This window comes from Kribbella sp. NPDC049227 (assembly GCF_043197265.1).
Classification (GTDB): Bacteria; Actinomycetota; Actinomycetes; order Propionibacteriales; family Kribbellaceae; genus Kribbella.
In genome coordinates, this window is sequence record NZ_JBICST010000007.1 from 265,397 (window position 1) to 279,511 (window position 14,115).

Here is a 14,115-nt window from a genome sequence, read left to right on the forward strand (position 1 = left end):
GAATGATCCGGACCGCACGTCACATCGATGGAGTGGTTCCGAGCGTTACCTCCGAGCCCCTGGCCTTCGGTGCAAGCCTGGGTCCAAGACGTGATCCGGCCGGCCCGGCGACGTGGGCACACCCCATCCCGGTGAGCGGCCCAGCCAGTCTCGGCGATCCTGTGGCTGACGCGCTCAGCCTCCGGTGAGTAGCAGTGTGGTGCCGGAGACGATGAGTCCGGCTTCGACGAGGACCACGAACACCGGTACGGGGAGCCGGTCGAGGATCTTCTTTCCGGTCCAGGCGCCGACGGCTGCGGCCGGTGCGAGGGCGAGTCCGAACAGACCGGTGCGCCAGGTCAGGACGGCGGCGGCACCGAAGATCACCAGTTTGGTGAGGTGCATGACGACGGCCGAGGCGGCTTCGGTACCGATGTAGGCGCCGCGGGTCAGTCCCCGGGCGAGGAAGAACGGCGCGACCATCGGGCCCACGCTGCCGACCAGCGCGGAACCGAAGCCTGACGCCGCGCCCACCGCGGCAAAGCCACGATCACCCAGCCTGGCCGTGCCGGGACGGACGCGGCGCCAAACGACTATGGCCAGCAAGAAGGCCCCAATGACCCGGGTGAGCGCCGGCAGCGGCGCGCGCGTCAGCAGCAGCGCCCCGACTACCGCTGCGGGGATCGCCCCGGCGGCGAAGATTTTGACCAGGCGACGGTCGATCTCGTGCCGGTTGAACCAGACCCGGCTGCCGTTGCTGGCCAACTGGGTGACAGTCAGAACGGCGACCGCGTCACGAGCCCCGAACACGGCGACGAAGACAGGCAGCAACAGGACGCCGCCGCCGAACCCGGCGACGGCCGACAGCATCGCTGTGCCGAACGACGCGACCAGCAGCAGGGCGAGCATCCACACCTCATGCGGCACGGGTGCAGCCTTGCTGGTGTCGATGACATGGATCCAGCCCGCAGGGAAGCCGGTTCGGATTCATGCCGACTCGGCGCGCGCAGGGCGGCCATGGTGGCGCGTGGGATGTCAGGAGACGGGCTGCGCCGAGTCGTCGGTGGTGCGGTCGTCGGCGTCTTGGGCGGTGAGTCCGGTGGCTTTGCAGAGCGCTTTGAAGCCTCACGTCGGTGCCTGTTAGGTGTGTTTGAGGTGACGGGGGAGGTCGTCGAACCAGTTTGACCATCCCTCGTAGAAGCGGCGGATCATCGCTAGTTGTCCAGCAGGCATGGCTTCGTCGATCAGCATCCCTGCCCAGTCGGGACTGCTCAGCATGCGTAAGCAGCTCGCGATGCGATAGAGCCGTAGCAGCGGTCGGGACACTTCGCGGCCGTACCCGGCGAAGAACGCGGCGGGCAACTCGGAGAATCCGTGGAGGTAGGCGTGCTCCTCGACGCCTGCCAGTTCATCCAGCGGATACCGCACCGCGGGAAAGTCCCAGTCGATCAGCGTGACCGACTCGGCGCCGACGACCATGTTGTGGAAGTTCGGATCGCCATGGCTAAGACAAGGGATCTCAGCCCGGATCTCATCGCCATGCTCTTCGATCCGTGACCTCAGCTGATCGAGAGACCGGGCCAAGCTCGGTCGATGCCGGCTGACCCACGGCTCGCCGGACTCAATGGTCGCTAGGAGCCTTTCGACCGGATCGTCGAAGACAAGTTCCAATCCCTGCGGGCCGAACGTGCCGGTCAGCGACGCCGGAAACCGCACCCTGTGGACTTGGGCGTATGCCTGCCCAAGGCGCCGCCATACCTCGTTGGTCACCGCGCCGCGCTGGGCGGCGGCGACCATCGTCTCGCCGGCCACGAAGTCGACCAAGATGGCCCCGGTGTCGTCGGCTGCCCATAGGCGTGGGGCGCCGACCTGATGCAGCTCCAGGAATCGGGCTCGAGGGGCGGGCGAAACCGATGGTGGCCCTTGCCGAAGCAGGACCTGTTGGTCGTTGACGAGCGTTCCTAACAGGAGCTGATTGTCCAGCCCCAGGCCGGGCAATGGCGCGGCTTCAGCAACTGGCGGGAGTGATGCTGCAGCTACCAATCGGTCCAATGTCGTCCGCAACTCCACGCGACGCACCCTACGGACTGAGGCGACCCGACCGCAGCTCGAATACCGGTCGCTGCTCGTCCGCCACCCGACGCCCGAGGACCTGCCGCACCAGGAACAGCCACACGCGACACGGGCTGGCTGGGCTCGGCTGGGGTCTGACCTGCGGATTTGTATGGCGCGCCCGGCAGGATTCGAACCTGCGACCCACAGATTAGAAGTCTGTCGCTCTATCCAGCTGAGCTACGGGCGCGTGGCAGGGACGAGTCTCTCAGATCGGTGGGCGATCGCGCCTCCGGGTTACCCGGTTCCGGGGGTCCGGGGGTGGACGAAGTACACGCTTGTCGTTCCATCCGGGTAACGCTGCGTGGGCGGTCCTGCCGTGTGAAGGGCTCTCCAACTAGGCTGCGGGCATGAGTTACCCCTCACCCGGCCCGGCCGGCTCGCCGCAACCCGCGGCGGGGTCGGCGTACTCGCCCGGCGGACCCTACCCGCAGCCGAATGTGCTGGGGAACCATCCGGTCCCCGGCCAGCGGCGCAACCAGGGCATCCTGATCGGCATCGTGATCGCGGTCGTCTTCGCGATCGCGGGTCTGGTGATCTTCGGCATCGTGGTCAAGTCGACCGGCGCGGGCGGCTTCACCTGGGGGCTGGTCTTCGCGTTCGTGCCCGTCATCCCGGTGATCGCGCTGTATCTGTGGCTGGATCGTTACGAGCCGGAGCCGACCAAGTACATCCTGTTCGCGCTGTGCTGGGGTGCGTTCATCGCGACCCTGGCCGCGATCTTCATCAACACCGAGGTCTCGAACCTGCTCGAGGAGACTGGCAGCGGCGGCAACCGATCGGCCGTCTTCGTCGCGCCGCCGGTGGAAGAGTTCGCCAAGGGCTCGGTCATCCTGCTGCTGGCGCTGGTCCGCCGCAAGGAGTTCGACGGCATCATCGACGGCCTCGTGTACGCCGGGATGGTCGGCGTCGGCTTCGCCTTCACCGAGAACATCCTGTACTACGGCCGCATCTTCAATCAGCTGTCCGAGGAAGCCGGCAGCGACGCGGGCTTGCGCGGCGCGTTCGTGCTGTTCGTGATCCGCGGCCTGATCTCGCCGTTCGCCCATCCACTCTTCACGTCGTTCACAGCGATCGGCATCGGGGTTGCGATCAGGCATCGAAGTACCGCGGTCCGGTATCTCGCCCCGATCGTCGGGTACCTGGCCGCGGTGCTCGCCCACGGACTCTGGAACGGCGGCGCCAGCTGGGCCGGCGGCGGCGGTTTCATCACCGTCTACCTCTTCCTGATGGTGCCGATCTTCATCGGCATGGTCGTGTTCGCTCTGGTGATGCGGTCCCGCGAGGGACAGATGATCGCGTCCCGGCTGTACGACTACGTACGCTTCGGCTGGCTGGTCCCACAGGACGTACCTCTGATTGCGACGCTGCGCGGGCGCAAGGCGCTACGGCAGAACGCGAAGCGGTACGGCGCTCAGGCGGAAACGGCAGCCAAGGCGTTCCAGCACAACGCGACCGAGCTGGCGTACCTGCGGGACAAGATCGTCCGCCAGGTGATCGGGCCGGACGCGCTGGAGACCGAGAAGCAACTGCTGGACGAGCTGCGGGAGCGGCGGCCGAGCGTGCCGTTCCCGCCGATGCCGGCGTTCGCTCAGGCAGCGCCGCAGTTCCAGATGGTGCCGGGGCCGGGGATGCCTGGGGCGCCCGGCGGTCCGATGTCGGGTGGACCTATGCCTGGTGGTCCTGGGCCGGGTGGACCTGTGTCCGGGCCTGGTGGGCCGATGCAAGGGGCGCCGGTGCCTGGGGGTGCTGGGTCTGGTCAGCAAGGGTCCGGTCAGCCGGGAGCGGGTGCGCCCGGTGGGCCGGGAGGATTGCCGTACCCAGGTCAGGGAACAGGTGGATATCAGCGTCCGCAAGATGGTTATCCGCCGCCTCAGCCGGGGTATCCGTCGGGGCAACCCGGTTACCCAGGGGGCCAGCCTGGTTACCCGTCGGGACCCCCTGGTCAGCAAGGACCGCCGGGAGGATACGGTCCGTATCCACCATCGCAGTGATGCCACCCGTCCACGCCGCCAAACGGGGATGACGATGACTTTGCTTCTGCGCTGTCCGACCGGGCACCCTGTGTCCGTGGGCGGACGTCGTGGCTGACACCAGGTCAGCAGCTGGTGAAGGTTCGGAGCCGCAGGCTCCGGGCCGGGTTCAGCCTGCCCAGGAGCTGGCGAACCTGATCTCCAACTCGGATGCCAAGGGCAAGGGCTTCTGGCGCCGCCGGCGCCGGAAGTCCCAGCCGGAGCCTGCCGCGCCGCCTGCCCCCGAGCCTGCCGCGCCGCCTGCGCCTGCCGCGGAGCCTGAGAAGGCGCAGTCGGGCGCTGAGGCTGCCGGTCAGGGGATGGGTGCTGCTGCGGTTGAGGAGTCCCCGGCTGAGACGTCCGTGGGCGCTGAGGCACAGCCTGAGGCGGCTGGTGTGGCGGGCGGGTCCGAGTCGGATCGCGCCGCCGGTGCTTCCTCAGACGACGAAGAGAAGGTCTCTGAGGCCGAGACCACGGAGGCCGCCGCCGAGGGCGGGGAGACCGATGAGGCGGCGGCTGGAGTAGCCGAGGAGCCTGCGGCTGAGGTCGCTGACGCGGCGGATGGGTCTGCCGAGGGTGGCGACGTACCGGCTGGGGAGCGGTCGCGGCCGACAGTTGGGATTGTCTACGAGCCTGATGAGTCTCCGGATGGGTTCCCGCTCGAGTACGGGAACATCATCGTCGGCCTGCCCAAGACGTCAGGCGCCGAGTCCGACGAGACCGGCGCCTCGGACGAGGCCGCGGCCGACGCCGAGGCTGCTGAGGAGCAGGAGCGCGGCACGGGTGACGCTGCCGAGGAGACCTCCGAGAGCGCTCCGGCTGCTAAAGCTGCCTCGGTGGAGGCTGGAGACGCGGAGTCGGCTGACGCGTCTGCTGCGGTGTCTGCCGACGACGCTGCGGCTGAGGCTTCACAAGACCGCGCTGAGTCGGGCGTGAGCGCCCAGACTGAGAAGTCCGAGGACAGGGTTCAGTCGGCCGAGGAGCAGGAAGCAGGCGCGGAGCAGTCTGCGGACTCCGCCGAGGGTTCGTCGGAGAGTGCTCAGGCTGGTGCGGAGGAAACCGTCGGGGACGACGTACCTGCCGAGGACGCACACGACGGCGGTACGTCGGCGGACGCGAGCGCAGCAGTGGAGTCCGAGGTCGGGACTGACGGATCCGCGGAAGGTGCCTCGGAGGAGGCTGCTGCGGGCGACGGTGTGAGCCAGGCGTCGGATGAGGCCCGGGCGGGCGTGGAAGTCGAGTCCAGCCAGGAGCAGGCGACCGGCGGGGAGCGTGCTCCGGTTGCTGAGGTCGAGAAGGCTGGCGAGGACGACTCAGAGGGTGGCGCCGCTGCTGGTGAGGCGGATGCGTCGAACGAGAGCGGACCCGACGAGGGCGCCGCGGCCGCGGCGCAGGCCGCCGGCGCGCCTGCGGGGGAGCAGGACGGCGAGGCTGCCGAGCAGGGTGCTGGCGCGACTGCGGGAGCGGAACACGGCGAAGCCGCGGAGCAGGACCGCGAGGCTCTCGAGGAGCACGTCGGCGAAGCCGCTGGGGAGCAGGACGGCGAGGCTGCTGGGGAGCAGGTCGACGGAGCCGCCGGGGAGCGCGACGGCGAAGCTACGGAGCAGGATGCTGGCGCGACTGCGGGAGCGGAGCACGGCGAGGCCGCGAAGCAGGACGGCGAGGCAGCCGGCGAGCACGACGGCGAAGCTGCTGGGGAGCACGACGGCGGGGCTGCGGAGCAGGACGGCGAGGCAGCCGGCGAGCAGGACGGCGATGCTGCTGGGGAGCACGACGGCGGGGCTGCGGAGCAGGACGGCGATGCTGCGGGGCAGGGTGCTGGCGGGGCTGCGGGAGCGGAGCACGGCGAGGCTGCGAAGCAGGACGGCGAGGCAGCTGGGGAGCAAGCCGGCGAGGCTGCGGAGCAGGATGCTGGCGCGGCTGCGGGAGCGGAACACGGCGAGGCTGCGAAGCAGGACGGCGAGGCTGTCGGCGAGCACGACCGCGAGGCTGTCGGCGAGCACGACGGCGAAGCTGCTGGGGAGCGCGTCGGCGAGGCTGCTGGGGAGCGCGGCGGCGAGGCTGCGGAGCAGGACGGCGCGGCCGCCGGGGAGCACGACGGCGAAGCTGCAGGGGAGCAGGTCGACGGAGCCGCCGGGGAGCAGGACGGCGAAGCTGCTGGGGAGCAGGGTGAGGGGGTTGTTGAGGAGCTGACTGCGGATCAGTTGGCTGAGCGGTTGGCGGCTGAGCAGGCTGCTATGGCGCTGATTACGGCTTTGATGAAGTTGCGGGGAGCGTTGGCGACCAGTCGGTTGCCGATTGATGTGGTGGGGGCCGACGAGGCGCGGCAGCAGCAGAAGGCGATGCTGGATCAGCTGGACGACTACATCCTGCCTCGGCTGGTGCAGTTGGAGGCGCCGGTTCTCGCGGTCGTGGGTGGCTCGACCGGCGCGGGCAAGTCGACCCTGGTGAACACCATCATCGGCAAGGTCGTCAGCGAGCCCGGCGTACTGCGTCCGACGACCCGCTCGCCGGTGCTGATCCATCACCCGGCCGACACGGACTGGTTCGTCGGCGACCGGGTGCTGCCGGGGATGGCGCGTACGGCGGCCGACAGCCCGGGCGGGATGGAAGACGCGGGACAGCTCCGGTTGGTTGCCGCCGACACCGTTCCGCGCGGCCTGGCGATCCTGGACGCTCCCGACATCGACTCGGTCGTCGAGGCGAACCGCGATCTCGCGACGCAGCTGCTCGCCGCCGCGGACCTCTGGCTGTTCGTGACCACGGCCGCCCGCTACTCCGACGCCGTCCCGTGGGACTTCCTCCAGAGCGCGTCAGACCGCAGTACGGCGGTCGCCGTCGTACTGGACCGGGCACCGGCCGAGACGATCGACGACATCACCGGCCACCTGGCCCAGATGCTGCTCGAGCGCGGCCTCGGCGACTCGCCGCTGTTCTCGATCAAGGAGATCGTTGTTGACAGCAACGGCATGTTGCCGGCCGAGACCGTTGCCTCGATCAAGGACTGGCTGGTCGACCTGGCCGCCGACGCGGAGGCCCGGTCGGCGGTCGTCCGGCGGACCCTGCACGGCGCCGTCACCGCGATGGTGAAGACCACCCCGCCGTTCGCGGCCGCGGTCCGCGCGCAGGCCGACACCGTGATCGAGCTGCGCTCGACCGTCGAGTCGGCGTACGACCAGGCAGTGAAGGACATCGCGAAGGCGGCTCAGGACGGCACGCTGCTGCGCGGCGAGGTGCTGGCCCGCTGGCAAGAGTTCGTCGGCACGGGCGAACTGCTGAAGGGCCTGCAGTCCAACGTCGGCCGGTTCCGCGACAAGGTGAAGGCCACGCTCGGCACCAAGTCCGCACCGCCGACCCGCGATCTCAACGACGCGGTCGAGTCCGGCCTGGAGTCACTGCTGGTCGAGCATGCCGCGGCCGCCGCCGAACGTGCGGAGAAGGCATGGCAGTCGACCGCACCCGGGCGGCAGTTGCTCGCAGCCGGCGGCCCGGAGCTCGGCGCGATGTCCGAGGACTTCGCGGCGGCAGCGGGACGTACGGTCCGCGAGTGGCAAGCCTTCGTGCTCGACCTGGTCCGCAAGGAGGGCGCCGAGAAGCGCGGGACCGCGCGTCTCCTGGAGTACGGCGTGAACGGGCTGGCGCTCTCGCTGGTCGTGGCGCTTTTCGCCAGTGACGCGGACATCCCGACCGGTGCCGATGCGAGTTCGGGCGTCGGGAGCGCAGTCGTCGGGCAGAGGTTGCTGGAGGCCGTGTTCGGCGACGAGTCGGTTCGGGGCATGGTGGCGAAGGCACGGGAAGAACTTGACGGTAAGGTTCATGCCCTGATGGATGCCGAATTCGCCCGCTATCTGACTGTCCTCGACCAGCATCCGGTCGACGCTGAGGCAGCCAGGCAACTGACCGAGGCCGCGCGCGCGGTGGAGGACTGCACGTGACGGGAACAGTGGATACGGTCGAGGCCCCGGTGCGGGCCGTGACCGATGTCCTGATGAAGATCGACGCGCTGGAAGCAGCCGCGAAGGCAGGTCAGGGCCGGCTGGACCAGGTGGTCCTCACCGAGGCCACGCAGATCGTGGACCGGGCCGGCCAACGGCTCAGGATGTCCGGCGAGCTGACCGTGGTCGCGCTGGCCGGTGCGACCGGGTCCGGGAAGTCGTCGCTGTTCAACGCGATGACAGGCCTCGACCTGGCCGCGATCGGCACGCGCCGGCCGACCAGTTCGATGCCGCTTGCCTGCGTCTGGGGTGAGGAGCCGGCCGGCGAGGTGCTGAGCTGGCTCGGGATCCCGCGGCGCCACCAGGTGCAGCACCGCAGCTCGCTGGAGGAGCAGCAGTCCGAGGATCTGGACGGTCTGGTTCTGCTGGACCTGCCCGACCACGACTCGACCGAGGTCGAGCACCGGCTGATCGTCGACCGGCTGGTCGAGTTGGTGGACATGCTGGTGTGGGTGGTGGACCCGCAGAAGTACGCCGACGCCGCGCTGCACAACCGCTACATCAAGCCGTTCGCTTCGCACTCCGGTGTGATGGCGTTCGCGCTGAACCACATCGACAAGCTCAACCCGGATCAGCGGAAGAGCTGCCTGAACGACCTGGAACGGTTGCTGAAGGCGGACGGTCTGAAGTCGCCGACGGTCGTTGCCACGTCCGCGGTCAGCGGTGACGGGCTCGATGAGGTGCGTGGCCTGCTGGTCAAGCGGGTCAGCAACAAACGGTCCGCGCGCGAGCGCCTCGCCGCCGATGTCGATCGCGTCTCCGACCGGATGGCAAGCCAGTGTGGCGATGCCAAGACTCCGGAGATCGCCGAGGCCGACATCACCGAATTGGTCGAGGCGTTGTCCGACGCGAGCGGTCTGCCGGTCGTCGTCGACGCCGTACGGCGTTCCTACCTGCAGCGAGCCAGTGCCGCGGCGGGATGGCCGCTCACCAAGTGGTTGGGACGGTTCCAGCCGGATCCGTTGCGACGGCTGCAGTTGGACCAGGTGTCGAGGCAACAGGGCAAGGAACTGCGCCGGTCCGCGTCCAACGAGGTCGCGACCGCGCGAGCTTCGTTGCCTGCGGCAACGCCTGTGCAGCGGGCCCGGATGGACACCGCGGTGCGCACGATCACGAACAAGGCCGCGGAAGGACTGTCCCGGCCGTGGGCGGACTCGGTGCGTTCCGCGATCCGGCGCCGTGAGGAGTCGCTCGGCGACGAGCTCGACCAGGCGGTGGCGCGGACGGATCTTGGTATCGCCAACAATCCCGGTTGGTGGGGCGCGGCCAAGTTCGTGCAGTGGTTGCTGTTCGCGGTGACGCTCGCTGGTGGTGCGTGGCTCGCCGCGCTGCTTGTGGCGCGGATCGCCGGGCTGGATGACCCGCCGCTGCCCAAGGCGGGTGGAGTCCCGTACGCGTGGATCATGCTGATCGGTGGTGCGGTCCTCGGGATAGCGCTCGCGTTCGTCTGCCGGTTGTTCGCCACCAGTGGCGCCGCCCGCCGGGCCCGCGCGGCCGAGAATGCCCTTCGGGCCGAGCTCGAGAAGGTCGCCGACAGCCATGTGGTCGCTCCGGCCCGCGAGGAGCTCGAGGCCTACACCACCTGCCGCGACAGCCTCGCCACAGCCCGAGGCTGACGCACAGAACCACCGCGACCGGCCGAGCCTGGCGCGTCAACCACCGCCACCAGCCGAGGCTGACGCGTCGGTACCTCGGTACCGGCAGGGCTGAGGCATCCAGACCCTCGGCAGCGCGCGAAGATGGTCCGCCCAACCCGCGAGGTGTCGCGGGTTGGGCCGGACCGCGGGGCTAGAGCTCCCGGCCGGGGGCGAACTGGTTCATCGACAGCTCGGCTGCTTCGTAGAGGTCCTTCTCGGTGGTCGTGCCCGAGTCGCGCACCGCGGTCATCCAGGCGCGGACGGACTGCTCGTTGAAGTCCACCATCACCGGATCATCGGCGACCTCCACCGGAGTGCGGTCCGTGGGGAACGTGCCGTCGACGTACATGGCCAGGGCGAGGTAGCCGCCTTCCCAGCCGGGGCCGACGTACAGGGCGCCGGCGCCGCCGGGTGCCGGGAGTTCGCTGACCGTGTGCTCCAGTTCCAGCTCGGTGGAGGCGTTGGCTCCCGGGACGAGACGGAGCTCGAGAAGGCTGGTCGGGCCGCCAAAGGTCACCTTGAAGCGCTTCGGGGGCTCGCACTCGAGGACCTCGCCTCCCGCGTTGTCCTGGAGCTGGAAGCTGCCGCCGACCTTGAAGTCGCCGGTGACCGGCCAGAACCAGCGCTTCATCCGCTCCGGGTCCGTGAGTGCGTCCCAGAGCTCCTCCGGCTCGGCCTGGTACGAGCGACGCATCAGCACGGTGGCTGTCTCCCCGGTCCGGCTGACCTCCCGATGAACCGCGTTGATGTGCTCGAGGATGTCGATCACGGGTGTTCCCTCTCCTGATGGGGCCGATGGTGTGGCCCAGAATGCCGTTCGGTACTTATATAAGTCAAGGCTGAGATAGTCAGGCGGCGTCCCGCTCGGCGGTCTGCGCGGTCAGGGGAAGCGATGTGACGGAGTACTCGTCCGCGGGGTACGGCGAAGCGGTCGTCTCGATCGGATCCGGAACCGGCGTGGGAGTCAGCGAGTCCACCTTCGGTGGGTTCTTGCTGAACGTCGTCGTACCACGGGTCAGGTCATGGCCGAGCGAGAACGCCTCGAGGACGACACGACTGTGTTGCTCGCCGGCGTCGTCGGTCCACTCGTGCGTTCGCAGGCGGCCGGTGACGATGACCGGTTGGCCGATCCGCACGGATTCGAAGGCGTTCTGAGCCAGTCCGCGCCAGCATTCCACGCTGAACCAGGTGGTCGGCTTGTCGACGTACCGCCCGAGGGCGCGGTCGAACTGTCGTGGTGTCGAGCCCACCCGGAACGTCGCGTGCGGGGTCTGCGCAACCTCTTTGAAGTCGGGGTCGCTGCCGACCCAGCCCAGAACGGTCACATAGGTTTCGCCGAGGCTCATGATGGCCACCTTCTCGATCGCGGGATGCGCTGTCACCCGAGAAGATGCACGCGTCGCGACCCCGATCGGCACCCGATCCGACGATCTGTGGACAACTCAGGGCTGATTGGGATCCGGCTGGCCCGAGCACATAGGCTCTGGGGTATGGCGGAATTCATCTACACGCTTCGCAACGTCCGGAAGGCGCACGGCGACAAGGTCGTTCTCGACAATGTCACGCTGAACTTCCTCACCGGCGCGAAGATCGGCGTGGTCGGGCCGAACGGCACCGGTAAGTCCTCGCTGTTCAAGATCATGGCGGGGCTCGACCAGCCCTCCAACGGTGAGGCCCGGCTGGCCGAGGACGCGACGGTCGGGATCCTGCTGCAGGAGCCGCCGCTGACCGAAGGCAAGACGGTGCTCGAGAACGTCCAGGAGGGCGTCGGCGACACCAAGCAGAAGCTGGACCGCTTCAACGAGATCTCCGCCGAGCTGGCCGACCCGGACGCGGACTACGACACGCTGCTGGCCGAGATGGGTGACCTGCAGACCGAGCTCGACCACCGCAACGCCTGGGACGTCGACGCTCAGCTCGAGCAGGCGATGGACGCGCTGCGATGCCCGCCGGCCGACGCGCTCGTGGACAAGCTGTCCGGTGGTGAGCGCCGCCGGGTCGCGCTCTGCAAGCTGCTGCTGCAGCAGCCCGACCTGCTGCTGCTCGACGAGCCCACCAACCACCTGGACGCGGAGTCCGTGCTGTGGCTGGAGCAGCACCTGCAGAAGTACCCGGGTGCCGTCCTGGCGATCACCCACGACCGGTACTTCCTGGACAACGTCGCCGAGTGGATCCTGGAGCTTGACCGCGGCCGCACCTACGGCTACGAGGGCAACTACTCCAAGTACCTGGAGACCAAGCAGGAGCGGCTCGTCGTCGAAGGCCGCAAGGACGCCAAGCGGCAGAAGATCCTGGAGCGCGAGCTCGAGTGGGTCCGGTCGAACGCGAGGGCCCGCCAGACCAAGAGCAAGTCCCGCCTGGCCCGGTACGAGGAGCTCGCGGCCGAGGCCGAGCGCTCCCGCAAGCTGGACATCGACGAGATCAACATTCCGCCGGGTCCGCGGCTGGGCAGCACCGTGCTCGAGGTTTCGAAGCTGGAGAAGGGCTTCGGCGACCGCAAGCTGATCGACGGCCTGAGCTTCTCGCTGCCGCGCGCCGGCATCGTCGGCATCGTCGGTCCGAACGGTGTCGGCAAGTCGACGCTGTTCCGGATGATCGTCGGCGAGGAGACGCCGGACGCGGGCACGCTGAGGCTCGGCGACACCGTCAAGGTCTCGTACGTCGACCAGTCCCGCGGCGGCCTGGACCCGAAGAAGACGGTCTGGCAGCAGGTGTCGGACGAGCTCGACTACATCAAGGTGGCGAACTTCGAGATGCCGAGCCGGGCGTACGTCGCCTCGTTCGGCTTCAAGGGCCCGGACCAGCAGAAGCCGACCGGCGTACTGTCCGGCGGTGAGCGGAACCGGCTGAACCTGGCGCTGACGCTGAAGATGGGCGGCAACCTGCTGCTGCTCGACGAGCCGACCAACGACCTGGACGTGGAGACCCTGCAGTCGCTGGAGGACGCGCTGCTGGAGTTCCCGGGCTGCGCCGTGGTCGTCTCCCACGACCGGTGGTTCCTGGACCGGGTGGCGACGCACATCCTGGCCTGGGAGGGCACCGACCAGGACCCGGCGCAGTGGTTCTGGTTCGAGGGCAACTTCGCGTCCTACGAGGCGAACAAGGTGGAGCGGATGGGGCCGGAAGCAGCCCGCCCGCACCGCGTGACGTACCGCAAGCTCACGCGCGACTGAGGCGCGGCACCCAGGTGCCCCACCTCGTCGGCGAGGTGGGGCACTGTGTTCTGCAGGTCACTGGACGTGGAGCGCGGACAGGAGCATCGGGAGAGAGGCGTGGAGTTCGCGTTGCCAGTAGGCCCAGCCATGGGTGCCGGGGCCGTAGAAGTTGGTCGTCAGGTGTTTCGCGCCCACTCGGTCGAGTTGTGCGGCGAGAGCGTGGTTCTGACGGTTGAAGTCGGCCTCTAGCGCATCCGTCTTGCCGGGTGGGTCGAACGGTCCTGCGGTGCCGTCGCCGCAGGACAGGTAGACCGGCAACGACTTGAGGCGGTGCGCGAGGTAGTAGGGGTCGTGCGCTGCCCAGATGTCTCGCTGTGCGACCGGATCACCCCAGACGCGCAGCGGATCGTTGCCCTGGCCGGCGAAGAATCCCATGATCCGGTTGACGGACTCGTCGTTCAGCAGCGGGTGGGCGGAGCCGGAGTACGCCGCCACCGCGCGGAACATCCCCGGGTGCCGAGCGGCGTACAACAGTGCGCCCTGACCGCCCATGGACAGCCCGGCCACGACGCGGTTGGCTCCGGCGCCCCAGTCGCGTTCCAGCAGGTGCCGCAGCTCGACAGTGTGGAAGGTCTCCCACGCTGGGTCGCCGCCCGCGCCGTAGTTCCACCAGTTGCTGTACCAGCCGTTCCAGCCGGCCTCCGGCATCACCACGAGAACCTTCCGCAGGCTGTCGATCGTGGCGATGTCGGTCCCCGTCCACGAGGTGTAGTCACCACAGCAGCCGTGCAGCAGCCAGAACGTCGGCCAGTGGCGGCCGCGGTCGGCGGGATTCCACCCGTCCGGTGTCATCAGCCGGACGTTCACGGTCCGGCCGCCGAGGGCCTCGGACCGTACCGACAGGTCGACCAGTCGGTCGGCGACCTGGGTGACGGCGACGACCTCCGCGCCGCGGGAGTGTCTGGTCTCGACGGAAGGGGCCGTCGTCGTGGCCATCGCGGCGTCCGCGGGTGCGAGCGGCCAGAGAGCGAGGATCACCGCCAGGACAAGCAGCACTCGCTTGCGCAGAGACTTCGGATGCCGAGCCGAGGTGGGACGTGTCGTCATGAGAGACCTCCGGGGGCGGTGCGGAATTCTGCTCAGGTGCGTCGCCGAGACGCTAATCCACTCGCGGCACCGCGGCAAGGCCAGGCCCGGGCAGCGGGTGAGCGGGTCGGCTCTGACG

Annotated in this window: 9 protein-coding genes and 1 tRNA gene; 4 read left to right on the top strand and 6 right to left on the bottom strand. The window is 68.9% G+C overall.

The features are described from left to right. Positions 1–174: 174 nt before the first annotated feature. From ACGFH6_RS30765 to ACGFH6_RS30775, 3 genes are all read right to left on the bottom strand, one after another. Positions 175–906 (bottom strand): sulfite exporter TauE/SafE family protein, encoded by a 732-nt coding sequence (locus tag ACGFH6_RS30765; protein ID WP_393390954.1) that lies wholly within the window; start codon positions 904–906, stop codon positions 175–177. A 213-nt stretch (positions 907–1,119) separates the two neighbouring features. Beyond that, entirely contained in the window at positions 1,120–2,049 is a 930-nt protein-coding gene (locus tag ACGFH6_RS30770) for a phosphotransferase family protein (RefSeq protein WP_393390956.1), read from the bottom strand. A gap of 155 nt (positions 2,050–2,204) precedes the next feature. After that, positions 2,205–2,281 (bottom strand) — tRNA-Arg (locus tag ACGFH6_RS30775). 160 nt (positions 2,282–2,441) lie between these two features. Between ACGFH6_RS30775 and ACGFH6_RS30780 the strand changes: the two genes are divergently transcribed. From ACGFH6_RS30780 to ACGFH6_RS30790, 3 genes are all read left to right on the top strand, one after another. Next, positions 2,442–4,085, top strand: coding sequence for a PrsW family intramembrane metalloprotease (locus tag ACGFH6_RS30780; RefSeq protein WP_393390958.1), 1,644 nt, complete (start codon positions 2,442–2,444; stop codon positions 4,083–4,085). 89 nt (positions 4,086–4,174) lie between these two features. Continuing rightward, positions 4,175–8,038 carry an AAA family ATPase gene (locus tag ACGFH6_RS30785; protein ID WP_393390960.1) on the top strand — a complete coding sequence of 1,288 codons (3,864 nt, stop codon included), beginning with the start codon at positions 4,175–4,177 and terminating at the stop codon, positions 8,036–8,038. Beyond that, the gene (locus ACGFH6_RS30790) at positions 8,035–9,714 is read left to right on the top strand and encodes an ABC transporter (protein WP_393390962.1); all 1,680 of its coding nucleotides are present in this window, start codon (positions 8,035–8,037) and stop codon (positions 9,712–9,714) included. Before ACGFH6_RS30785 ends, ACGFH6_RS30790 begins: the two co-directional genes overlap by 4 nt. A 172-nt stretch (positions 9,715–9,886) precedes the next feature. On the opposite strand, the gene ACGFH6_RS30795 is transcribed toward ACGFH6_RS30790, so the two are convergent. Beyond that, on the bottom strand, positions 9,887–10,504 hold the full coding sequence (locus tag ACGFH6_RS30795) for an SRPBCC family protein (RefSeq protein ID WP_393390964.1): 618 nt from the start codon (positions 10,502–10,504) through the stop codon (positions 9,887–9,889). Positions 10,505–10,583: 79 nt separating this feature from the next. Continuing rightward, positions 10,584–11,081 carry a single-stranded DNA-binding protein gene (locus ACGFH6_RS30800; RefSeq protein WP_393390966.1) on the bottom strand — a complete coding sequence of 166 codons (498 nt, stop codon included), beginning with the start codon at positions 11,079–11,081 and terminating at the stop codon, positions 10,584–10,586. Positions 11,082–11,225: 144 nt separating this feature from the next. Here ACGFH6_RS30800 and ettA point away from each other — a divergent pair, with 144 nt between their 5' ends. Then, positions 11,226–12,908: an energy-dependent translational throttle protein EttA gene (gene ettA, locus ACGFH6_RS30805; protein WP_393390967.1), complete on the top strand. Its 1,683-nt coding sequence runs from the start codon at positions 11,226–11,228 to the stop codon at positions 12,906–12,908. 57 nt (positions 12,909–12,965) lie between these two features. Here the strand turns inward: ettA and ACGFH6_RS30810 are convergent, their stop codons facing one another. Further along, a complete protein-coding gene (locus tag ACGFH6_RS30810; protein WP_393390969.1) occupies positions 12,966–13,997 on the bottom strand; it encodes an alpha/beta hydrolase in 1,032 nt (343 codons plus the stop codon). Positions 13,998–14,115: the final 118 nt, after the last annotated feature.

Coding starts and splice junctions, on each gene's coding strand:
- ACGFH6_RS30780 (WP_393390958.1), top strand. CDS start 2,442: ATGAGTTACCCCTCACCCGGCCCGGCCGGCTCGCCGCAACCCGCGGCG.
- ACGFH6_RS30800 (WP_393390966.1), bottom strand. CDS start 11,081: ATGAGCCTCGGCGAAACCTATGTGACCGTTCTGGGCTGGGTCGGCAGC.
- ettA (WP_393390967.1), top strand. CDS start 11,226: ATGGCGGAATTCATCTACACGCTTCGCAACGTCCGGAAGGCGCACGGC.
- ACGFH6_RS30810 (WP_393390969.1), bottom strand. CDS start 13,997: ATGACGACACGTCCCACCTCGGCTCGGCATCCGAAGTCTCTGCGCAAG.